Origin of the sequence: Histophilus somni 2336 (assembly GCF_000019405.1) — a bacterium.
In the GTDB taxonomy this organism is placed as follows: domain Bacteria; phylum Pseudomonadota; class Gammaproteobacteria; order Enterobacterales; family Pasteurellaceae; genus Histophilus; species Histophilus somni.
Map to the genome: position 1 here is coordinate 2,027,927 of NC_010519.1, position 24,268 is coordinate 2,052,194.

Consider the following 24,268-nt stretch of genomic DNA (forward strand, 5'->3'; position numbering starts at 1 on the left):
TTTCTTAAAAATAGACTGAATGCACAGGATATGGGGGCTTTTTGTTAAAGTTCAAGCGAAACCCAACCTGCTAAAACAATCAACATCATTCTATCTAAAATGCTACAAAACATTCCGGCACTTTCTTTTGCTTATTTCGAAGAAAATTCAAGCACCTGTTGTACGAAGAGTGATGTATCTTTAGAAATAAAAATCTGCACCTTAATCAGTTGTTTATTTACTCCAACTTTTAGTGTGCAGATCATTTTCAAGTGCGGTGTGTTTTTATAAGGATTTTACTTTTTAGGGTGATCCATAAAACGGAAGAAATCACTACCCGGTTTTAAAATCATCATATTATTCGAACCTTCAAAGCTGTTTTCATAGGCTTTCATACTACGCATAAAACTGAAAAACTCCGGTTCTTGAGCAAACGCATCTGAATATAATTTTGCTGCTGTTGCATCGCCTTCACCTCGCAACTCTTGTGCCTTTTTACTTGCTGTTGCCAAAATAACCACAACTTTACGATCAACATCAGCTTGAATAAATGCGGCTTTTTCTTTACCTTGTGAACGATGTTCACGAGCCACTGCATCACGTTCAGCACGCATACGTTGATAAATTGAAGAAGATACTTCATCAGGTAAATTGATCTGTTTTACACGAACATCTACGACTTCAATACCCAATTCAGCAGTACTATCTTGTCCTGTATTCAATGCTTTCTTCGCATCTTCCATTAATTCACCACGAGTACCGGATACAATGTCTTTAATAGTTCTGGAGCCAATTTCAGAACGCAAACGATCATTTACTTTACGGCGTAAAAGATTCGAGGCTTGTACATAATCTCCGCCACTAGTGGCTGTATAAAAGCGACCGAAATCACTAATTCTCCATTTAACATAAGAATCAACTAATAGATCCTTTTTCTCTACAGTCACAAAACGATCAGGTTGACCGTCTAAAGTTCTAATGCGAGCATCAAGGATTTTGACGTGATCAATAAATGGGATTTTAAAATGCAAGCCAGGGCTATAAACAACCACTTTATTATCTGCATCACGATGTACTTTACTAAACCGTAGCATAATGCCACGAGTTCCTTCATCAATAATCACAACACTTGAATAAATCAGTGCGACCAATACGATAAGAATAGGAGTTAAGAATTTACGCATTAATTAAATCTCCCTTGACGACCTTCTATAACTTGATAAAGACTGTTCGGTTGCGAAATTTCCGGATTTGTTACCGCTCTTTCAGGAACCTTTTTTTCACTTGATTGATCAGTTTTAACGAGCGTATTGCTTTTCTCTGCTAACGTTTTACTATTCAAGATCTGCTCTAACGGCAATACGGTTAAATTATTTCCACTCTGTGTATCTAACATGACTTTCGGTGTATTCGCCATGACTTTTTCCATAGTTTGAATATACAAACGTTCACGTAATAATTCCGGCGATGCTTTAAACTCAGGTAATAAACGTTGGAAACGCTCTACTTCACCTTGTGCATCCAACACAACTTGTTCTTTATATGCTGTCGCCTGCTCAATAATACGTTGTGCATTTCCACGAGCCCGTGGCTCTTGCTCACGAGCATAAGCTTCTGCCTCACGAATATAGCGTTGCTCATCTTCTTGAGCCTTAATTGCATCATCGAAAGCCGCTTTCACTTCCTCCGGAGGGCGAGCAGACTGGAAGTTCACATCAATCACTTCTAAGCCCATATCATAAACAGCAATGATATCATTTAAAGTTTTCCAAGTATTTTCACGTACAACTGAACGTCCGGTAGTTAAAATATCATCCATCGTCATATGACCAATTACATAACGTAATGCACTATCTGTCGCTTGATTTAAACTGTCATCCGCTCTCGTTACACTAAACAAATATTTCGCCGGATCTTGAACACGATATTGCACCGTCATCTCAACCTTAACCATATTTTCATCTTGCGTTAACATTGAACCCTGTGTTCTTAATTCACGAACCCGCTCAACATTCACCGCTGTTACGCTATCAATAAACGTTGGTTTCCAATTTAAGCCCGGCTGAACGATTGAATGTAATTGTCCAAAACGAAGAACTACACCACGCTCCGCTTCTTTTATGGTATAAAACCCGCTTAATCCCCAAATCACCGCACCAATCAATACACCTAACGGTAACAATTTACCTAACCCCACCGGAGAATTTGGCTTGCCGTTTTTTCCGACATTACCGGATTTACCACTGATTTTTTTCAGCAAATTATTAAAGATCTCTTCAATATCCGGCGGTGATTGTTGAGTATTCTTTTGTTGGTTATTCGGCTGCTCCCAATTTGACTGTTTATCTTCATTATGGGATTGATTATTTTCCGGTTTTTTCCCCGTGCTACCCGGCTTACCCCAAGGATCTTGATCTGAATTATTGAACGACATTTCATTCTCCATTTGTCAAAAATTGTGACAAGTCTAAACAAAATATTGATCTAAGTCTAATTTATTTAAAACTAATTTTGCGATTTATTTGGTATTCCTCACACAAAAGCAAAAAAATAACTCATTTTTCAAACTCTGTAATGATAATCACCGCACTTAGAGGTAACAACACAGAATGATGAAAATCACCTTTCAAACGAATGGATAAGAACAAAAAATAGTTATTTAATAGCAAAAAATTCAGAATGAGAAAGTTATTCAGAAGTGATAAAAATCGCCGAATAATCGGCGATTTTGTATAAAATGAATCAATCTAACCGTTTAGACATAGCTAACCAATCGGCTTTAAATTCACGACGCATATTATTAATTGCATCAATAATATCATGATGCACCAATTGTTCATTTTGGATACCGACACAATAACCACCTTTGCCCTGTAATAAAAGATCTACAGCGTAAACCCCCATACGAGAACCTAAAATGCGGTCAAAAGCACAAGGCGTACCGCCACGTTGAATATGGCCTAAAATAGTTGCTCGAGTTTCGTGTTTTACACGGGCTTCAATTTCTCGAGCCAGCTCATTCACATCACATAATAATTCAGTGATGGCAATAATTGCATGACGCTTACCCTTAATAATGGCACGCTCAATTTGCTTAATTAATTCTTCACGATTAAATTCAATTTCAGAAGCAACAATATATTCACAACCACCTGCAATAGCCGCCGAGATCGTCAAATCGCTACAATGTCTGCCCATAATTTCCACGATAGAAATACGCTTGTGTGAACTTGAGGTATCACGTAAACGGTCAATTGCCTCAACTGCGGTTTCAAGTGCGGTTTGATAACCGATAGTATAATCAGTGCCAGCAACATCATTATCAATTGTTCCAGGAATACCGACACAAGGGAAATCATGTTCTTCAGTGAGTAATTTTGCTCCCATATAAGAACCGTCTCCCCCGATGACGACCAGTGCATCAATACCATGTGAACGTAAAATTTCCACGCATTTTTCACGTACGGCAGGATCTTTAAACTCAGGGAAACGAGCTGAGCCGAGGAATGTACCGCCCCGGTTGATAATATCCGATACGCTATAGCGAGTTAATTGTTGGATCTTGTTGTGATATAAACCGTAATAACCTTCATAAATCCCATAAACTTCCAAACCCTCGGATAAAGCCGAACGAACAACACCACGTATCGCAGCATTCATCCCCGGTGCATCACCGCCACTTGTTAAAACTGCAATTTTTTTTATCATATTACTTACCTAATGTATTGTTAAAATTAATCTTCAAAAAAACAGTGCCAAGGTTACACTATTCCTTGCCGTCGCTCTATAAAAATTTTTGTGAATTGCAACACAATTTGATCTAGTTTAAACTTTTCAGCTCAACTTGAACAACGCTGGTTGGCTCTTGATGAATCGCAATATCAGTGTAAGAAAATCGCTGTCTCAATTGATTTTCTATATCTTCCGTAATTTGATGAGCTTGAAGAAAAGACATATGATCATCTAATTCTAAATGAAATTGGATAAAACGAACCGCACCTGAACGTCTAGTTTTAAGATCATGAAAACCCAAAATACGTTTATCTGCTAAAATAATTTGTTCTATGCTTTTAATTTCTTCATCCGGTAAGGCAACATCTAAAAGCAACTGGAGATTATCAAACAAGATTTTACCTGCATTAATCAATATATAAAAAGCAATTAAAAGAGCAAAAATCGCATCGGCTTGTTGGTAACCTAATTGGCTCAACGATAATGAAATTAAAATAGTAAAATTCATCAATAAATCCGTTTGATAATGAAGTTTATCCGCTTTAATTGCCGGACTGCCTGTTTGTTTAATCACTTTGCTTTGATATATCACTAACAATGCAGTAGCTAAAATCGAAAATAAGGTTACAAAAACACCAATCTGAAAATTCATCAAGGGTTGTGGTGTATTTAAGCGATGAATACCTTGCAGAAGAATAAATACCGCCGATCCGGAAATAAATGCACTTTGCCCCAAACCAGCAAGAGCCTCAGCCTTACCATGACCAAAAGAATGATTATGATCCGCCGGCATCAGTGCAAAACGCAAAATCAGCATATTCATCAAAGACACCAATAAATCCAACATTGAGTCAGTGATAGACGCTAACATACTGACAGAACTCGTTTGCCACCAAGCGAAACTTTTCACTAAAATTAATAATAAAGCGGTAAAAATAGCTAAATTGGCTGCTTTTTTCACTTGTTGGGAATAAATACGTTCCATTTATACAATTACCCTCATTGATAACAACCGACTATTTTATATTGTTCGAGCTGTGCGATTTCTTTATCCACAATATATTTTTTTAAATAGCGTTCAATTTTATGTTTACTCATTGCTGATGTGGGAGCTTTCATTAACTTAAAAGAATATTGATATTGAATAAAACCACAAAAAGGAATCTCTTTACCTTTTGCAATATCTACTTGCCAAGTTGGATTTTTTTCTGTCGGTTCATAAATCACAAAGCTGTAAAGCTCATTATCTTTCAAATAAAGATTAAATTGCTTCACACCGTTATTCTGATAAACATGTCGTCTCAATGTTATACGATCCGACAAACTACGTTTTTCACGATTACGATCATGTAATAATTCAACCGCACTTTGCCAGTTTTCAACGGTATGCTCTTTCGGTAAATAAAAGTAACGAGCCACAGTTTCCAAATCTATCGCACTGACAAGATAATAACTTTTTTCATGATGCTTAATATATTCCGGTACGTTTACTCGAGAGTGTGATACACAAGCCGACAATAAAAGTGCGGTCAGAACAGCTAATATTTTGTTCATTTGGTTAAATCTCGTTTAAATACAAATTCTGTTTGTGTTGAAGAGGATGGATTAAACTGATACCCCCCTAAATCAAACTCTTTTAATTGTTCAATGTCAGTGACTCGATGTTGAATAATATAGCGACACATCAACCCTCTTGCTTTTTTAGCATAAAAACTGATGACTTTATATTTTCCTCCTTTGTTATCAAGGAAAACCGGCTTGATAATTTTCACCTCTAATTGATTTTCTTTAATGGATTTATAATACTCATCTGAAGCCAAATTAACGAGAATTCTATCGCCCTGCTGTTCAATTGCCTGTTGTAATGCGTCGGTGATGATATTTCCCCAAAAAGCATATAAATCCTTGCCTTTTTCATTTGCCAATTTTGTTCCCATTTCTAAACGATAAGGTTGCATTAAATCAAGCGGTCGTAACACTCCATATAATCCGGATAATACACGCAAATGCTGTTGTGCAAATTGAATATCGTCCCGACTTAATGTTTCAACCTCCAAGCCGGTGTAAACATCACCTTTAAAAGCATAAATTGCCGCACGAGAATTTTGTTCATTATGCTCTATTTGCCATTGTTCAAAGCGTGCGGCATTTAAGCCAGCAAGTTTATCGCTAATCGACATTAACGAACTTATTTGTTCCGGTGAAAGTTGACGACAAATTTTTATCAATTTTTCGCTATATGCAGTTAAGTGCGGTTGAGAAAAAGCAAAATTCGGTACCGCACTTTCCCAATCTAACGTTTTGGCTGGAGAAATAATAGCTAACATGTTCTTTCCTCAAATTTATATCGTCATTGGCAATTGCCAATTAATTTCAGTTAAATTGTGATGTCGTAAATACTGATTGGTTTTGGAAAAATGCCTACAACCGAAAAATCCTCTATGTGCCGACAATGGCGAAGGGTGTGGCGAGGTTAAAACACAATGCTTAGTGCGGTCAATAAATTGACCTTTTTTCTGAGCATGACTACCCCAAAGCAAAAAAACAAGATGATCACGTTGTTCATTTAAAACATGAATAACACGATCCGTAAACGTTTCCCAACCAAAATTCGCATGTGAATGTGCTAATCCCTGTTCAACGGTCAACACCGTATTGAGCAATAATACGCCTTGCTTTGCCCAACCGACCAAATAGCCATGTGAAGGAGTTTGAAACCCCATAATATCTGTTGAGAGTTCTTTATAAATATTTACCAATGAAGGAGGCGGTGCTATGCCGGGTTTGACTGAAAATGCCAACCCATGTGCTTGATTGACACCATGGTAAGGATCTTGACCCAGAATGACGACCCTAACCTGATCAAACTCCGTCAGTCTAAAGGCACTAAATACTTCTTCTTGAGGTGGATAAATTGTTCTACCGCTTTGTCTGGCTTGTTGAACTTGCTGTAAAATATGCTGGAAATAAGGTTGTTGTTTTTCTTGCCCAATTGCCTCTTTCCACGTATTCATGATTTTCCTCATATTGATATGCCAATCTTAAGCGGCAATTATAAAGAAAGAATAATAAAATGCCTAGTTTGGATTTGCTTAATACGTATAGGTTATTTTTAAATTTTGCTGATTTTAACGCCTTGATTACGTTTCAATCCAATATATTTTTTCAATAAAATTAAACCGCTCTATATCAAATTAATTGAAAATATAAAATTTTTTGATAAAATTTGCACCAGTTCAATTCGTGAAAAAACATAATGATTAGGAGCATATTATGATTAAAGGTATCCAAATTACTCAAGCGGCAAATGACAATTTATTAAACTCGTTTTGGTTGTTGGACAGTGAAAAAGGCGAAGCTCGTTGCTTAGCGGCTAAAGCGGAATTCGTTGAAGATCAAATCGTGGCAGTAAGCGAGTTAGGTCAAATCGAATATCGTGAATTACCGGTTGACGTTGCACCAACAATTAAAGTTGAAGGGGGTCAACACTTAAATGTGAATGTATTACGTCGTGAAACATTGGAAGACGCAGTAAATAATCCGGAAAAATACCCACAACTAACCATTCGTGTTTCCGGTTACGCAGTTCGTTTTAACTCTTTAACACCGGAACAGCAACGTGATGTAATTACTCGTACTTTCACACAAAGTTTATAATTTCCATCTGATCTGATGTGCCGTATTCCCACATACTTTAAAACGTGGAAATACGGCACAAAATATTCTCGTCGACTTTACTCTCCGATCTTACCTTATTTTTTATTGCAACACCGAAATGTCTGCTACTTGTAAAAAGAGATTTTGTAGCGTGCTTAAAATCGCTAAGCGATTTTGGCGAAGCGTTTGTTCTTCCACATTTACCATTACTCCGTCAAAAAACGCATCAATCGGCTGACGTAAATTCGCTAATTTATCCAATACAGCCGTGTAGTCGCCTTGTGCAATTAACGGTTGCACTTCGCCTTTTAAGGCAATAACCGCTTCCGCCAACGTTTTTTCTGCCGACTCTACGCAAACGCCTAAATCAATCTCACCAATCGCAATATCGGCTTTCGCTAGAATGTTGCTCACACGTTTATTTGCGGCGGCTAAGGCTTCGGCACTGTCTAATGTACGGAAATGAGAAACCGCACGCACACGAGCATCGAAGTCCGCAGGTTTGGTCGGACGGCGAGCCAATACAGATTGAATGACGTCTACTGCAATGCCTTCACTTTCATACCATGCACGGAAGCGGCCAAGCATAAAGTCTACTACTTCATCAACCACATTTTTATTCGTCAGTTTGTCGCCAAAAAGTGCGGTCGCTTTTGCCACAATGTCAACTAAATCCAACGGCAAGTTTTTCTCCACAATAATTCGCAGACAACCCAGTGCGGCACGACGTAAAGCAAACGGGTCGGCACTGCCTTTCGGGGATTGTCCAATACCGAAAATCCCTGTGAGCGTATCAATTTTATCCGCCAATGCAACAGAACAAGCGACTAACGAATTCGGCAATGTATCACCGGCAAAACGTGGCATATATTGTTCGTTCAACGCAACCGCCACGTCTTCATCTTCGCCATCGTGGCGAGCATAGTGCATACCCATTACGCCTTGCGTATCGGTAAATTCAAACACCATATTGGTCATCAAATCGCATTTTGAGAGCAAGCCGGCACGTTTCGCTTTCGTTTGATCCGCCCCGATTTGTGCTGCAATTTCTCCTGCTAAGGCTTCAATACGAGCGGTTTTATCACGCAATGTGCCAAGCTGCTGTTGGAATAACACGGTTTCAAGGCGTGGCAACCGATCTTCCAATTTCTGTTTTAAGTCTGTTTTGAAGAAGAATTCCGCATCGGTCAAGCGTGGGCGAACCACTTTTTCGTTACCTTCAATAATTTTGCTCGGATCGTCCGGATTAATATTGGACACGAAGATAAAGTGCGGTAATAATTTTCCGTCTTTATCATAAATCGGAAAGTATTTTTGGTCGCCTTTCATCGTATAAACCAAGGCTTCCGCAGGGACGGCAAGGAAACGTTCTTCAAATTTAGCGGTCAGTACATTCGGATATTCAACTAATGACGTTACTTCTTCCAACAACTCTTCTTCAATATCCGCCACACCGCCAAGTGCGGTCGCTTTTTCTTGAGATGTTGCAAGGATCAACGCTTTACGTTCATTGAAATCGGCTACCACAGAACCACGTTCTTTGAGCAATTGCGGATATTGATCGGCGTGATCAAGACTAAATTCACGCTCACCTAAAAAACGATGTCCACGAACGGTACGCCCGCTCGCCACGCCTAAAATTTCGCCTTCAATCAGATCCGCACCGAATAAAAGCGTTACGGTATGCACCGGACGTACAAACTGCTCGGTTTTATCGCCCCAACGCATTGTTTTTGGAATTGGTAATCCTGCAAGGGCTTTATCAATAATGCCTACAAGCAAGTTTTTAGTCGGCTGACCTTCAATCACTGCACGATGCACCAGCCATTCGCCTTTATCGGTGGCAAGACGTTCGGCTTGCTCAACGGTAATGCCACAGCCTCTTGCCCAGCCTTCCGCCGCTTTGGTCGGCTTACCTTCGGCATCAAACGCCGCCGATACTGCCGGCCCACGTTTTTCAACTTGTTTGCTCGGTTGAGCCTCTGCCAGCCCCAACACTTTTACTGCCAAACGGCGAGGGGCTGCAAACCATTCCACTTTCTCAAAAGCCAACCCTGCTTGATTTAACTCTTGCTCAACATTCTCCGCAAATGCGGTCGCTAATTTTTTGAGTGCCTTTGGTGGCAACTCTTCTGTGCCGATCTCGGCGAGGAAGTTTTGTGCTGTCATTGTTATTTCTCAACTATACGTTTTATTTAAATCCATTGGCTAAACAAATTGCTTTGTTCGTTTTTTGGGGTACTTTTACTCAATTCTTCACATCGTTTTTACGTCTACCAAATTCCCTAACTCAATAAAAATCAAAAGGTTACGTTTTACTTGATATCGTTTTGAACTCATTTTCTTATTCTACACTATTTTAGATAGAGGCAAAACAAGATTGCTTTTGAAAACGCTCAATTTGCCTTTTCGTTGTACTGAGTTTTAACGTTTTAAAAATCAATCTAAGCTCATATCAAAGTAACCCAGAAAAGAAAAAGAAAAAGAAAGGATAAAAAAAAGAGAAGAATTTTATTTTTTTTGCGATAAATTTAGACAATTTTGTAGCAAATTTATAACTAGATCAGTATAATCGCACACTTAACTAAACTGGATTTAATCATTTGAGAAAATAACTCAAATCAACCCTATTAACATTAATCGAATAAGAAGCAGAATATGAGCCTACAGCCTACAGCCTACAGCCTACAGCCTACAGCCTACAGCCTACAGCCTACAGCCTACAGCCTACAGCCTACAGCCTAGGCTAACGCCTTTTTATAAACCTTGCAAAATAAATTTTAAAAAGTTTTTAACTTCTCGTCATACCCAAATTTCCCCTTTTAACCCCCTTTGCGAAGATATCATTCGCCTTTTTCTGCTTTGCCTTAAAAAGCAAGGTATTGCCTATTTAGAGTTATCCCCTCTCTCTAAAGTTTAATAAATAATCAGTAAGAGATAATAAATAAACAATCAATAACAGATTCGATCAATAACCATTTAACAAGTCATTCAAAGATAATTTTTAAAGCGAGTAATTCTATGAACAAAATATTTAAAACTAAATACGATATTACAACAGGTCAATGTAAAGCCGTTTCCGAGTTAGCCAGCAATCGCCAAATAGCAAGTAGTTCGGAGAGTAAGCCGAAGTGCGGTGTGTTTTTCGGTGGAAATTTAGGGGCGTTTAAGGTCCTGCCGTTGGCGTTGGTACTTGCGGGATTTTTTGGTGTGAGCAGTGTTTCATATGCTGATATAGTATATATAGATATGGATGGAGAAACAGGAGCTGCGGGTGTAAAACAGAACTGGTCTGAAGCAACGTATTGGAAAGATAAAAAAAATATTTTGATAACCCCTGTTCAAGATAGGGGTCAAATTTTAAAGAGATATGGTGGAATAAATACAAATGTAGAACACTCTGTAATTATAGGTCCTAACTCGGCTGGGAGAAACCATAAACAAGGTATGACGATATTGGGCTATAATGCAGTCGGTTACGAAAGTCAAGCAACAGCTTTAGGTAATAATGTATATTCAGCTGGACAAGGTGTAGCACTTGGATCGGATGTAATGGCTGCGGGTCTTGGTTCTATAGCAATAGGGAATGATGATATATATACTGATGTTGGATTTTCAGATACGTTGCCTGAAGAGACTATTTTGAAAATTTATGGATATCGTTCAGATGATTCAACTAATGTTAAGTATAAAGGTAAGATTAGTTATAAAGATATATTAGATGAAAATGACTTTAAGAAAAAATACGTAAGAGATAATCATATTGATACCAGAGTATACTCCCCTACTTATTCAGCCGGAGTGGCGGCAATCGCTATCGGTTCAAGATCAGTTGCCTATGGAGATACCTCACTGTCTATCGGGACATTATCTTTCGCCTTAGGTAAGAGTTCAACGGCGGTCGGTGTACGTGCGTTTGTGGATTTTGTCGCAACAGGTGGGGTTGCGATCGGAGACGAATCACGGGTATTTGCCGCGAATTCCTTTGCGGTAGGAAATAATGCCGAATCAACGAATAAAGGGGCGTTATCCTTTGGTAGTTTCTCAAAAGCAGTAGGTGAGGGTTCTATCGCTATAGGACAAAATGTAGGGTCTAATGCCAAGTTAAGTGGTAGTGCTGACACCGAACTTGAAAAGTTGATTATGAGTACTACACAAACTGCTCAACCTACCGTATCCCCTGGGGATCATGGAAGTGCAACTATTGCATATGACAATAGATCACCTGATAAACAATTAAAATTCGGAGATAAGAATGAGATTGTTACACTTGGATTTGCTGCAAAAAACCAAACAGAAAATCCAGTTTCTAAGCTAATTGATGAGCTAATAAAGAAAAAAGAAAAACAAAAAGATCAGCTACAATATGCTTTTGACAAAAGCAACGGCGAGATCATCGAAACCACTGAAAAAATTTATAAAACTCAAAAAGAAGGCGACCATGCGATTTCGCTGGGCTATCATATTTCCAACAACGGCGATAATACCATTGCGATCGGGAGTGCTTCCATCGTCAGAGGATCGAACTCGGTCGTTTTGGGGGCATTAAATAACATCGGTAAATATGCACGAAATACCATCGCACTTGGGATTGGTACTAATGTATATAAAGAAAACTCTGTTGCTATCGGTACGGGGGTCAATGTTGCCGGTGCGGGCGTTGTGGCTATCGGTTCTGGCGTTGGTGTAACGAAAGATAACACCATCGCCGTCGGCTATGGTGCCCATAGTTTATCAAGTGAAAGTATTGTTTTGGGAAATGATGCAAGCCTAAAAGACCATGCTTCCGAATCTATCGTCATCGGACACCATGCACAAGTTGAGCATAAACTTGATGAATCAGCTAAACAGGAGAAAATAGAAAAAGTAAAACGAGATAAGAGGATATTTTTAGATAACGGCAATGTAGAATTAGAGATGTCCGCCATTGCGATAGGGGCAGACTCAAAAGTTTATGCTGAAAAAGGCGTAGCATTCGGGAATAATGCACAAGTTGAGCAAAACGCAAGCAGTGCGATGGCATTAGGTAATGATGCCGAAGCGACGATGAAAAACTCCGTGGCGTTGGGGTATAAATCCACCACCAAATATTTTTATGAGGACAAAACGGGCAATACTGCAACTATTACTTCATCAAACGGACCAACCGTTAAAAATGACAGCTCTACCAAGACCGCTACGTTAGACGGGAAAAAAGCCATTGAGTTAGCTCCCTATATTCCGGAGGGGTCAAGTTACGATTTAAAAACCGATGAAGCAGCGGGTATTGTGTCAGTTGGTTGGATTAAAAATGGAAGTAATGGTGGCGGTCAAGAACTTGGATTGAGAAGAATTGTCGGCGTCGCACCGGGTGCGTTGGATTCTGACGTGGCGACGATTGGACAATTAAAAGCCTTAGCTTATGTGAAAAAAGAGGGGGTGGTAACCTACTATACCGAAGAGAACGGGAACATATATAAAGTCGTTAAAGACACGAAAGGCAATTTTTATAAAGTCAATACGGATAACGGAACGCCATTAGATGATACGCAAATAGATAAAAACAAGGTTTTTGCCGGTCCAAAAGGGGCGAATGAAAAACCTGTCATGATAAATGGCAAAAAAACCGCAGATATGGGCGAACTAATTAAATTTGGTCATATAGCTGATGGAGAAATTGCTGACAAGTCTAATCAAGCGATTACGGGGAATCAGCTGAATCAGCTTGGTAAAACTATTTTAGGCTTGACCGTAAATAGTGATAAAACAAAATTTGATACGCCTAGTTTTGTAGCGGTTAATTATGAAGGAGCACAATCCGGAACAAATAACCAGCCAACAACATTTAAAAAAGCCATTGATGAACTGATTACGGCAGTAAATAAAGGGCTTAACATTGCAGGAGATGCTGAAAGCGGACAACTTACCCTAGGCTCAACTTTAACGATTAAAGCGGGGAATACAACGGTTGAGGATAAGGTACTCAAAACAACAACAGAATATAAAAGCGATAATATTAGAACAGCCTATCAATCGAATAACAAAACACTTTTAATAGGCATAAAAGAAAATCCGACATTTAAAAAAGTTACATTGTCAGAAGAACAAACCTATCCTTCTGGTACACAAAAAAATACAGTCGATAAAAACGACTTAATTACTAAAGGCTATTTAGACGGTGCATTAAAAAACGTCGCTACGAGTTTTAATGTCCAAGGGGATTCAGGGGCTAAATTTAAAGTCCAAGATACTTTAAACATTAAAGGAGCAGACAGCACGGCACAAACTACTGATCAAAGTGCGGGGACAACTTCTACAGCTCATAAAAATATCACCACTAAAGCCTCAAGCGATACATTAGAAATTGCTCTCAATGAGGACATAAAAGAGGTTAATTCCATTGCGGGCAAAACATTTATGACCAAGGGTAGCAATGGTAAGCAAACGCCTGTAAGCTCTTCAATTGAATTTAATGGAAAAAATGTAAATGGTACCAAAGCCAATACTAACGTTGTGATTAAATCCAATGGTGCAAATTTTGTATTTGACAGAACCGGCTTAACCTTAAGCGGTAAACAGATTAAAGGCATTACAAGCGGTTTAGGGTTAAATGGTACTGGAAACGGAAATGCTGACATTATCGACAAAGTCCTTGCTGGAACTCTTGATAGCACAAACAGCGGTGGCAGTAGCACGACAATTGCCAACAACGCCGTCAATGTGAAAGACCTGTCCGAAGTCGCTAAAGCGATTGTTCAAAAAGGCTTGACCTTTGCAGGGAATACTGGCACTGACGTTAAAGCCTCACTCGGCGATAAAATCACGATTAAGGGCGAGGGAACGTATTTGACCAGCAAGGCTTCTTCAAATGGTAGCGGTAAAGAAATTACATTTTCTTTGACGGATAAAGTAACCAATAAATTAGCGATAATCAATGTCGGCAATGGGTCTACCAACGGCGATAATTCCTTTGCGTTGGGTAAAAATTCTACATGGGAAGGGAAAACTACCGCTGCGACCAGTGCAGATATTAATGTGGGTTCAGCAAGTTTGAAATTTGACTGGAACAATGCAGGAGCAGGGGCGGATAAAGAAGTTGTCAGTGTGGGTAGTCAAGGCAATGAACGCATAATTAAACATGTTGCTGCTGGAAGTGTAATGCCTAACTCAACCGATGCGATTAACGGCGGACAGGTGTATAGCGTGATTGAAACATTTGGTAAATTAGGCGTTACAGTATTAGGTGCGGAAGTGGATAGCGGTACAAAACAATTCAAAGCAACCACATTTACCAAGTTGAAAGATAAAGATGGAAGTGAGACATCTCCAGCACCAACAACTTTTAAACAAGCGATTGAGAAAAGCATTGAAACCATCAACAAGGGCTTAAAATTCAAGGGCGATAAAAGTGCTGGAAGCAACAACGAAGCGAAGCAACTCTATCTTGGTTCAACCTTGACAATTAAGGGGGCGGAAAGCACCGCACAAACACCTGCCCAAGGTGCGGGTGTAGCCAAACATCAAAACATTACTACAACGGCAAAAGATGGTGGAATACTTGAAATCGCTTTGAACACGAATTTGAAGGACATTACCTCTATTGGGAAAGATGGGGATAATGTTTTAACGTTTGCAAATGGTGCAAGCGGTTCAAGTGGTGGAAACTCAGCGGTATTAAAAGTCGGTGGAAGTGAATTAACTTTTACCAAAGCAGATGGTAACAAAGTTACAATTACAGGCTTGGCAGATGGAAAGAGTGATGGCGATGCTGTTACAGTCAAACAATTAACCGCTTCACAATTGCATTATTTGTCGGTGAAAAATGGAACTAGTAATACCAGCACTGGTACTAGAACCGACAATTACAATAATGACGGTGCAAAAGGCGATAAATCAATTGCTATCGGTGTAAACACTAAAACAGATATGGGAGCCATAGGTGCGGTCGCATTGGGTAGCGGTGCGGAGGTGAAATCGGAATATGGCGTAGCGATAGGACACGGCACGGTAGTGGGTACAGGTGCTAAAAACTCCATTGCGATTTCAGCGACTAAAGATAGTGATAAAGGTAATTTACAAAACGCCGAATGGGCAATTTCCATCGGTAATAAAAACAACGTTTCAGGCGGAAATGATATTGTTGCCTTGGGGTCGAATATTACCATTTCAAAAAATAATGGTAAGAGTAACGATTCTGTCATCGCTATAGGAAATACAGTAACTTTACAAAATGCCAAACAATCCATCGGTGTGGGTAGGGATACGAAAATCACCAATGCCGAATGGGCAGTGTCTATCGGTAATAACAATAGCATTACGGGTGGTAATGACATTGTTGCCTTGGGGTCGAATATTACGGTTTCAGGTAGTGGTAATGATAGCGTACTCGTATTCGGTAACAGTGCCAAAGCAGAAAGTGCAAGTAATTCCGTGGTGATTGGTAGAGAAGCAGAGTCCAAAGCACAAAGTGCGGTGGTACTCGGTAAAGGTGCGAATGTTAAGCAAAACGCCACAGGTGCGGTCGCCATTGGTGAGGGTGCGACAGTTGAAGAAAATGCTGGCGATTCTGTGGCATTGGGTAAAAATTCAAAAGCTAGCGACAAGAAAAATGCACCGAGTGGTGCAGAGGTTTTTGCTGGTAAAAATAGCTTAAAAATCACTTGGGCAAGTGCAGGAACGTCTTCTGATATGGCAAAAGACAAAACCGTAGTCAGTGTAGGGGATAAGGGTAGCGAGCGGATTATCACCAACGTTGCCGCAGGTAAAGTCGAAACAGGCTCAACCGATGCCATCAACGGCGGACAGCTTGCGGAAGTGATTAGCATTTTTGGTAAATTAGGTTTTGATGTACTTGGTGCAGAGAAACATGATACAGATGATGGCTTTAAACAATCAACTTTTGCAAAAGTTGAGTATAAGAGAGCCTCGCAAGGAACACAGCAAGGACAACAGCAAGAACAAGCAAAAGCCCCAACAACCTTTAGAGAAGCTATTAATGAAAGCATTACGGCTATTAACAAGGGCTTGATGTTCAGTGCGGATCAAAGTGCGGTAACAAATGGCACTCAAAACACACCGCACTATCTTGGTTCGACCCTTAGCATTGTGCGTTTAGGTATGAATCAGGCTGGTTCGTCTGCTACACCAGCTCCGGCGGGGACTTCATCACAACCAAATATTGCTGAGTTTAAAGGTGATAATTTAATCACTCAATACACGAGAGAAACTAACGGCAACGCCAAAATCGAAATCGGCTTTAAAAATGCACCGATATTTGAAAAGGTTACGCTTTCTCAAAAACAAATGTATGAGAATGGCACAGGTAGCGGAAGTGGTGCAAGCGGAAGTACAGTTGGTGAAAATGACCTCATTACCAAAGGATACCTTGAACAAGCGTTAAATAAATTTAAGTTCAAGGTTGAAAATGGTAGTGGTAAGCCTATCGAAATCGGTCGTGGCGACACTTTGAAGTTTACGAACGGACAGAATATCCAAGTTACTGTAGCAAATGGAAATGGCAGTGCAACACAGCCAAGTTCGAGTGCTTCTGCTTCTGCACCGGCTCCAACACCAGCTGCTCCAGCACCGTCGCCTGCTCCAGCAGCTGCACCGCCGTCTGCTTCGGCAAGTAGCACAACTACAACACCAACCACGAGTACAACAACGACTGGTACACCAACCGCACCTACTACGGCTGTTGTTACTATAGCGACGACTGACACGTTAGAAAATATAAAATCTATCTCTTCACCTAAAGGAAGTGCGGGCGGAAATGGTGCTGGTTCAAATGAAGAAGTCACCAAACTTTCTTTAACTTCAGAAAATGCCACATTCCAAGTTGGCACAACGGGTGCGAAAGTGAATATCAATAAAGAGGGTATTGCACTTATGCCACAAGGGGCGAATAACACAGGCGGAGCAAATGGAGCAAATCCATTTGCTGATACAGCATCAATCACTATTAAAGCAGGTGCAAAACCGGCGGATCCAAAAAGTTTAGATTCACTTGATCCTAATAACGGACCTTCAATAGAGTTCTCAGCCAAGAAAACAAGTGATGGTAAATCTATTGGCACAGGAAAAATCACCGGTCTGAAAGATTTAGAAGCAAATTCTGACGGCACGAGTGCGGTGAATAAAAACTATGTGGATAAACTGGATAAAGTGACGGTGAAATATGATGATGAACATAAAAAATCAATCACTTTAGGCGGTAAACCTCAAAATGGAGGTAAGGCTCATGACCCTGTTGCCATCAACAACCTCAAATCCGGTTTAGGGCTTGATGATATGAAAGATAAACCGGATTCTCAAAAAAATGGATTAAGTTTTGAACTAGTGAAAAAATTAGTTGCTGAGGGTATGAGCGGTCAGCAAGGGCAACAAATGACAAAAGATGACCTACACAAAGCCGCCAATCTCGCTGATTTAAAAGCGGTTGCACAAGCTGGGTTGAGATTTAAAGGAAATCAGGGCGATGATGTGGTCAGAAAAATCAGCGATACCTTAACCATTAAAGGGGAAGAAAACGCTACAACTGGTTCTAGTGCCACTGACAAGTTTAACAGTACGACAACCGCCGCTGGTAACATTAAGGTAGAAACCAATACAGCCAAAGACGGCTTAGAAATAAAACTGTCGGATACCTTGAAAAATATGAAAGCCTTTGAAACCAAAGAGGAGGGCGGTAAGAAATCGACGTTAAATAGCGAGGGCTTAACTGTTGAGAACAAAGGTAAAGATGGCAATAGTAAAGGTACCTCTGCCACCTATGGTGCGGACAATATCATGTTGGAAGATAAAGGTAAAAACAATAAAGCAACAATAACTGCTGAAAGCCTTACCTTTGCTGACAACGTAGCACAAAATCAGCAAAATCCAATGCCAAAAACCGTTCTTAATAAAAACGGCTTAACCGTAACCGGCAAAGGCGGTGAAATTAAGATTGATGGTGAAAACGGTATTATTACCGTACCGGATATTAAACCAACAACCAGTGGAAGTGCGGTGGTGAATAAGAAATATGTGGATGGTCAACTCAGTGCCACTGTCAACCGCTTGGATAATGTGATCAGTGCCAACAACAAACGCTTGCAATCAGGAATTGCCGGTGCAAATGCGGCGGCTGCGTTGCCAACGATTGCGATGCCGGGTAAATCGGCACTTGCAGTCTCTGCGGGTACCTATAGAGGGCAAAGTGCGGTGGCTTTGGGCTACTCTCGTGTGAGCGACAACGGTAAGATTATGCTGAAACTACACGGCAACAGCACCTCAACCGGCGATTTCGGTGGTGGTGTCGGTATCGGCTGGGCGTGGTAAGCTGAGGTCAAACTATCAAAAAAAGCAGTGATAATCTGTTCCTTAGTCAGTTGTTTTTTTTATCCAACTTCTAGGTAAAGATCAAAATCACTGCTTTTTTGTTTGTTGGTGCGGTATTTGCCTGAGAGCAATGCATGATAAAAAATAGTCAGTTAAATACTGAATAACGATGCCATAATGTATAGGTGAAATTTCGAGATAAAAGCAAAAATCTATTACATCATTTCATTACTAATAAATTTAGCGTAAAATAATGCCATCTATAATTACATAGCAGAAATAAAAATGAGCCTACAAGCCTACAAGCCTACAAGCCTACAAGCCTACAAGCCTACAAGCCTACAAGCCTACAAGCCTACAAGCCTACAAGCCTACAAGCCTACAAGCCTACAAGCCTACAAGCCTAGTATATTGGCTAAAAACAACCTTGCAAATTCATTATGAAAGGTTGTTAATGTCTAAACAAAAATCCAAGACCAATCAATCTCAATCTATTACTCAAAATAGTTTTCGTTTTTTTGATGCCTATAAATCATTCATAGATTTAAAAGATTGTTGTTTATTTCTCAGAACGAACGATATCAATACTATTGGTATGTTTGCAGTTAATGTACTTGCATTTCCTCACAAAAAAACACCGCACTAAAATAAGATGTTCCGAGAAGATAATATGAATTTAATTATATGCTGTACTCCATTACAGGTAATCATCGCCGAAAAAATTATCGAACGTTATCCTGAGCAAAAATTTTATGGGGTTATGTTAGAATCATTTTATAACGATAAATTTGATTTTTATGAAAATAAATTAAAGCACTTATGCCATGAGTTTTTTTGTATAAAAATTGCAAGATTTAAACTAGAAAGGTATAAAAATTTACTTTCTTTATTAAAAATTAAAAACAAAACTTTTGATCGTGTTTTCTTGGCGAATATCGAAAAAAGATATATCCATATTATTTTAAGTAATATCTTTTTCAAAGAATTGTATACTTTTGATGATGGTACTGCAAACATCGCCCCAAATAGTCACCTCTATCAAGAATATGATCATTCTTTAAAAAAAAGAATTACTGATATTCTATTACCCAATCACTACAATTCCAACAAAGTAAAGAATATATCTAAGCTACATTATTCAATTTATCGTTGTAAAAATAATATTATAGATAATATAGAATATATGCCTTTGTTTAATCTAGAAAAGAAATATACGGCACAAGATAAAAGCATCTCAATACTATTAGGTCAACCTATATTTTATGATGAAGAGAAAAATATTCGATTAATCAAAGAAGTCATTGCAAAATTTAAAATTGATTATTATTTTCCTCACCCAAGGGAAGATTACTATATAGATAATGTTTCATATATTAAAACACCGCTTATTTTTGAAGAGTTTTATGCAGAACGATCTATTGAAAATAGTATTAAAATATATACTTTTTTTAGTAGTGCGGTATTAAATATAGTAACCAAAGAAAATATTGACCGTATCTATGCTTTAAAGCCTAAATTAACTGAAAAAGCATATTTAGATTGTTATGACATATTGAAAGATTTTGGTATAAAAGTGATTGATATTTAAAATTTTTGGCAAAAAAAAATAAATAAATGATCTTAAATTAATCCGTAATAATGAACTTCATTATTCACTTTATAAAGCAAGCTGAGGAGTAAATGTTACGGTAAGTTCAACCAGTTCATCTAAAGAAATTATTTTCATTTGCGGTAACTGTACAAATATTTTCTCACTTAAATTTCTTGCCTCAACATCAGGTTGTAAAAACATAACAGGTATATTAAGGCAAGCAAAAAGTTGAGGGTGCTTTAAGGGTAATAAAACAGCATCTTGCCATAAAACTAATACATCTTGTGGTGTGATTTGGTCTAAATAACCGGTTAATTCATTTATGTCGTAGCTTGATTGAGAAAAGGTATAGAGCATATTATTTATCCCTAAAAAGTTAAAATTTTCTCTGCCTGATTTAGTTTTTGTAGCAACAAAGTGCGGTCAATTTTTTGACAGGAAATAATAAAATCTTGGCTATTTAATTGATATTTTTCACAAGATTGCCGACAAATATAGCGTTGCTCGATTTCATACAAATCCAATAATTTAAAGGTACTAATGAAATCTTTTTGCAAAATAATTTCAGGTTTCTGCTGATTAAGTAAATTAAAAACACCATCTTCTAAGAAGAAGAGCGCAATTTCATCTTCATTACAAAATGCCGTTGCCGCCAACAGTGCATCTAAACCTTCTCGGCTGATACTGCTACCGTGTGGTGCTTGGCGAAAGATAAAAGCCAGTTTTATCATATTGTTATCAACCTATCTGCTTGCAAAACTGCCTTATTAAACTCTCCTAATCCTGCCAAAATAAAACCTTCTGCTAAATTATTTTGTTGCTGGTTATTTGAACTCAGCGGTTCAACGATACCTCGCCGTTGTGCTGCTGAAATACAAAGATGCAATGGAACAGAATATGTTTGACTTAACTGTTGCCATGCTTTTTGTAAGTGAAATTCGTCATTTGCCGGATTAACAAAGGCATTACCTAAAGTTACCCCTTGTTGAAAAAAAAAGATTTGTTCAATTTGATGACCTTTCGCCAATAAGGTTTGTGCAAATTGATAAGCAAGATATGCCCCTTGTGTACCATAAACAGGCTGTTTAACCGCTAAAACATAACGCATTATTCTATTCCTTGCTCTTGTTTGAGTTGACGGATATAGAGATAAACGGTATGTCGAGAGATATTTAAGCGTTCCGCTACTAAATTAATCGCATCTTTAATATCAAAAATACCTTTTTCATATAAGGACAGGACAATTTGACGATTTTTGTTATGATTTGCAACAAGACGATCCGCTGTAATTTCTTCGATAGTTTGTTCTATAGTTTGAACAACAAGCTCCTCTACTGAACTGGCGAAATTAACTGCTGACATTTCCACTTGTTCAGGTGCGGGCATCAATGCCTGAATAAATTGAGACATGGGAATATCCAAATTAATATTAATGCAAAGTAAGCCTATAATGCGTTGATTACCGTTACGAATTGCAATCGTCACCGATTTCATCAATCCCTTACTTTTAGATCGAGTAAAATAAGGTTTAGACACACTCTCGGTTTGCATATTGTGCAAAGACGTTAATGCAAAATTTGTAATCGGCGACCCCACTTGGCGATTGGTATTATGTCCATTGGCAATACAAATAGCCGAATGCTCAAGGTCTTCCAAAGAGTGTAAAACAATTTCACAGTGCTCACCAATTAATGCACTAATCCCCTCAACCACAGCGATATAAGAATTGAGAATAGTATGATCTTCATTTGTAAAAGGGCGTCTATCCGATAACATGCTTAATTTCCCTTATTTTTCTCACCGCACTTTAGGCTATTTTTAATGTAAGTGCGGTGAGTTTTACTTTATTTTTCAGAAGTTACATCTAAGATTTCAATATCAAAATATAGCGTTGAACTCGGTGGAATTAGACCTGCACCTCTTTCGCCATAAGCTAAGTCGGCAGGAATAACCAACTCAATTTTTCCGCCTTTTTTAATGAATTGTAAACCCTCTGTCCAACCTAAAATCACTTGATTTAATTTAAATTCAGCAGGTTGTCCACGCTCTCTGGAACTATCGAATACTTTGCCATTGGCTAATTTGCCCGTGTAATGTACTTTAACACGATCTGTCGGTTTAATGCTCTTACCTTCTCCCATTTTTTCAATACGATAAAGTAAACCGCTTTCCGTTTTTTTCACATTCGATTTTTTAGCAAATTCTGCTGTAAATTTCTCATTTTCAGCTTTGATTTTAGCCATTTTTGCATGACGTGCTTTGTTTTCTAACTCTTGCAACGTTTCTTGTGCTTTTTCATCAGTTAAAGTGCTTTTATTTTCTACAACATCTTTAATGCCAGCAACAATTTTCTCATAATTGTAACTGGCAACATCTTTGTGTTCTTCACCCATCACCGTTAAATATTTTCCCATAAAATAGCCCAAAGCATAAGAAACATCATCATTGAACTGCTTATCAGCAAAAACAGATTGAGAAACGACCGCACTTGCTATTAACGCTATTGCAGAACGTTTTTTAATTTTTAACATTTTTCTTGATCCTTTATAATAAAAATATGAAATGTTGAATAGATTAAATTGTCTTGTTCAAATGCACAATCATTATTTTTTAATTAGAGACTATTTATGCCACAAACTCAAGAATTAGATCAACGTATTGCAGAATTAGAAATGAAAATTGCCTTTCAAGAAAACACCTTAGAAGAATTAAATCAGGCATTAATTGATCAACAATTTGTTTTAGACAAAATGCAACTACAATTACGCTATATGGCAAGCAAATTAAAGGATTTACAATCTTCTAATATTGCAAGTCAAGCGGAAGAAACACCTCCGCCACATTATTAACTTATTGATAAACATCAATAATATCAAGAGGATAGGTTTTTTCGGATAAATAATCTTCCACGGCTTGTAATACCAAAGGATTGCGAGCCGCTTGTCCATCTTGCTGAATATAATGGTGAAACTCCTCCAAGCTCAACCAAAGCCCTCCGGAAATATCCGGATCAGAAGGTGTTATCTCAACCCAATCTGTTAACTCAACAGAAAAAACAAACCGTAAATAATCAGTTTTAGAACGAGGTGCATGCCATTGGTAAATCTTTAATAAGTTTTGCATCTCTGCTCGAATACCGGTTTCTTCAAATAATTCTCTTTGTGCACCTTGTAAAATAGTTTCATTTTTTTCTAGATGCCCAGCTGGTTGATTAAGCGTCATTTTGCCGTATTCAAATTCTTCGACAAATAAAAATTTGCCTTTGCAGTGCACAACACAAGCCATTGTAATATTTGGTTTATACATATTAGATACTCTTTTTAACTTGTTGATATAAATCTTGTAATTCGGTTAACGTAAGCTCACGAAATTGTCCATTGGCTAAATTGGTGAGCGTTAGCCCCGCTGTTTCATAACGAATTAAACGCAATGTGGGAAAACCGATATGGGCAGTCATACGTCGTACTTGACGGTTACGCCCTTCGCTAATTTTAATTTCCAGCCAGCTGGTAGGAACAGTTTTACGCTCACGAATCGGAGGATGTCGTTGCCAAATATTCGGTTCAGAAATCAACCGCACTTTTGCCGGTTTGGTCAATCCATCATTCAATTCGATGCCTTTTCTCAGCTGTGCAAGATCGGTTTCCACTGGAATGCCTTCTATTTGTACCCAGTAGGTTTTTTCCATTTTAAATTTTGGATTCGTCAGTCGGTGCTGTAGCTCGCCATTATTGGTTAACAATAAAAGACCCTCGCTATCTCGATCTAAACGTCCTACGGGATAAATGTGCGGTATTTTTATAAAATCTTTTAATGTTGCCCGCCCTTGTTCATCTGTGAACTGACAGAGAACATCAAAAGGCTTGTTGAATAAAATCACTTTAGTTTGTGCAAAGTTAAGTCCCCTTTTTTGCCTACGTTTCAGCACCGCACTTTTTACAAGCGATTTTATCAAGTTAGTGTTGTTTAATTTTTTGCGTTGAAGATCCATGTTTTAGATAAAAATAAATA

The 24,268-nt window shown here is 38.5% G+C and carries 20 protein-coding genes; 5 read left to right on the forward strand and 15 right to left on the reverse strand.

Annotated features, from left to right (window positions below; translation table 11 throughout):
- Window positions 1–275: 275 nt before the first annotated feature.
- The 7 genes from hflC to ung form a co-directional block, all read right to left on the reverse strand.
- Window positions 276–1,163, reverse strand: coding sequence for a protease modulator HflC (hflC, locus tag HSM_RS09195; RefSeq protein WP_012340890.1), 888 nt, complete (start codon window positions 1,161–1,163; stop codon window positions 276–278).
- Window positions 1,163–2,413, reverse strand: a complete 1,251-nt coding sequence (gene hflK, locus HSM_RS09200; protein ID WP_012340891.1) for an FtsH protease activity modulator HflK — start codon at window positions 2,411–2,413, stop codon at window positions 1,163–1,165. The genes hflC and hflK overlap by 1 nt, the downstream gene beginning before the upstream one ends.
- A 308-nt stretch (window positions 2,414–2,721) precedes the next feature.
- Window positions 2,722–3,687 (reverse strand): 6-phosphofructokinase, encoded by a 966-nt coding sequence (pfkA, locus tag HSM_RS09205; protein ID WP_011608642.1) that lies wholly within the window; start codon window positions 3,685–3,687, stop codon window positions 2,722–2,724.
- A gap of 112 nt (window positions 3,688–3,799) precedes the next feature.
- Window positions 3,800–4,696 carry a cation diffusion facilitator family transporter gene (locus HSM_RS09210; RefSeq protein WP_011608641.1) on the reverse strand — a complete coding sequence of 299 codons (897 nt, stop codon included), beginning with the start codon at window positions 4,694–4,696 and terminating at the stop codon, window positions 3,800–3,802.
- 14 nt (window positions 4,697–4,710) lie between these two features.
- The gene (locus HSM_RS09215; RefSeq protein ID WP_012340892.1) at window positions 4,711–5,265 is read right to left on the reverse strand and encodes a 6-phosphofructokinase; all 555 of its coding nucleotides are present in this window, start codon (window positions 5,263–5,265) and stop codon (window positions 4,711–4,713) included.
- Entirely contained in the window at window positions 5,262–6,038 is a 777-nt protein-coding gene (gene yaaA, locus HSM_RS09220; RefSeq protein WP_012340893.1) for a peroxide stress protein YaaA, read from the reverse strand. The genes HSM_RS09215 and yaaA overlap by 4 nt, the downstream gene beginning before the upstream one ends.
- 15 nt (window positions 6,039–6,053) lie before the next feature.
- Complete coding sequence (ung, locus tag HSM_RS09225) at window positions 6,054–6,725, reverse strand: uracil-DNA glycosylase (protein WP_011608638.1); 672 nt, start codon at window positions 6,723–6,725, stop codon at window positions 6,054–6,056.
- Between the two features lie 259 nt (window positions 6,726–6,984).
- Here ung and grcA point away from each other — a divergent pair, with 259 nt between their 5' ends.
- Window positions 6,985–7,368, forward strand: coding sequence for an autonomous glycyl radical cofactor GrcA (gene grcA / locus HSM_RS09230; protein WP_011608637.1), 384 nt, complete (start codon window positions 6,985–6,987; stop codon window positions 7,366–7,368).
- Window positions 7,369–7,470: 102 nt separating this feature from the next.
- Here grcA and glyS read toward each other — a convergent pair whose 3' ends face one another.
- Complete coding sequence (glyS, locus tag HSM_RS09235) at window positions 7,471–9,537, reverse strand: glycine--tRNA ligase subunit beta (protein ID WP_012340895.1); 2,067 nt, start codon at window positions 9,535–9,537, stop codon at window positions 7,471–7,473.
- A gap of 852 nt (window positions 9,538–10,389) precedes the next feature.
- Here glyS and HSM_RS09240 point away from each other — a divergent pair.
- From HSM_RS09240 to HSM_RS09250, 3 genes are all read left to right on the forward strand, one after another.
- The gene (locus HSM_RS09240) at window positions 10,390–18,666 is read left to right on the forward strand and encodes a YadA-like family protein (RefSeq protein ID WP_012340896.1); all 8,277 of its coding nucleotides are present in this window, start codon (window positions 10,390–10,392) and stop codon (window positions 18,664–18,666) included.
- Between the two features lie 285 nt (window positions 18,667–18,951).
- Complete coding sequence (locus tag HSM_RS10920) at window positions 18,952–19,110, forward strand: hypothetical protein (RefSeq protein ID WP_157857771.1); 159 nt, start codon at window positions 18,952–18,954, stop codon at window positions 19,108–19,110.
- A 226-nt stretch (window positions 19,111–19,336) separates the two neighbouring features.
- Entirely contained in the window at window positions 19,337–20,254 is a 918-nt protein-coding gene (locus HSM_RS09250) for a glycosyltransferase family 52 (protein WP_041605163.1), read from the forward strand.
- Window positions 20,255–20,323: 69 nt separating this feature from the next.
- On the opposite strand, the gene HSM_RS09255 is transcribed toward HSM_RS09250, so the two are convergent.
- From HSM_RS09255 to HSM_RS09275, 5 genes are all read right to left on the reverse strand, one after another.
- Window positions 20,324–20,614, reverse strand: a complete 291-nt coding sequence (locus tag HSM_RS09255; RefSeq protein WP_009875596.1) for a DsrH/TusB family sulfur relay protein — start codon at window positions 20,612–20,614, stop codon at window positions 20,324–20,326.
- 11 nt (window positions 20,615–20,625) lie between these two features.
- Entirely contained in the window at window positions 20,626–20,988 is a 363-nt protein-coding gene (tusC, locus tag HSM_RS09260) for a sulfurtransferase complex subunit TusC (protein ID WP_012340898.1), read from the reverse strand.
- Window positions 20,985–21,365 (reverse strand): sulfurtransferase complex subunit TusD, encoded by a 381-nt coding sequence (tusD, locus tag HSM_RS09265; RefSeq protein ID WP_011609781.1) that lies wholly within the window; start codon window positions 21,363–21,365, stop codon window positions 20,985–20,987. Before tusD ends, tusC begins: the two co-directional genes overlap by 4 nt.
- Window positions 21,365–22,033, reverse strand: coding sequence for a helix-turn-helix transcriptional regulator (locus HSM_RS09270; RefSeq protein WP_011609782.1), 669 nt, complete (start codon window positions 22,031–22,033; stop codon window positions 21,365–21,367). Before HSM_RS09270 ends, tusD begins: the two co-directional genes overlap by 1 nt.
- Before the next feature lie 68 nt (window positions 22,034–22,101).
- A complete protein-coding gene (locus HSM_RS09275; protein ID WP_012340899.1) occupies window positions 22,102–22,788 on the reverse strand; it encodes an FKBP-type peptidyl-prolyl cis-trans isomerase in 687 nt (228 codons plus the stop codon).
- A 96-nt stretch (window positions 22,789–22,884) separates the two neighbouring features.
- Here HSM_RS09275 and HSM_RS09280 point away from each other — a divergent pair, with 96 nt between their 5' ends.
- Window positions 22,885–23,106 carry a SlyX family protein gene (locus tag HSM_RS09280; RefSeq protein WP_012340901.1) on the forward strand — a complete coding sequence of 74 codons (222 nt, stop codon included), beginning with the start codon at window positions 22,885–22,887 and terminating at the stop codon, window positions 23,104–23,106.
- Window position 23,107: 1 nt separating this feature from the next.
- On the opposite strand, the gene HSM_RS09285 is transcribed toward HSM_RS09280, so the two are convergent.
- Window positions 23,108–23,563 (reverse strand): NUDIX hydrolase, encoded by a 456-nt coding sequence (locus HSM_RS09285; protein WP_012340902.1) that lies wholly within the window; start codon window positions 23,561–23,563, stop codon window positions 23,108–23,110.
- A 1-nt stretch (window position 23,564) separates the two neighbouring features.
- Window positions 23,565–24,212: a pseudouridine synthase gene (locus tag HSM_RS09290; protein WP_041605339.1), complete on the reverse strand. Its 648-nt coding sequence runs from the start codon at window positions 24,210–24,212 to the stop codon at window positions 23,565–23,567.
- Between the last annotated feature and the right edge of the window lie 56 nt (window positions 24,213–24,268).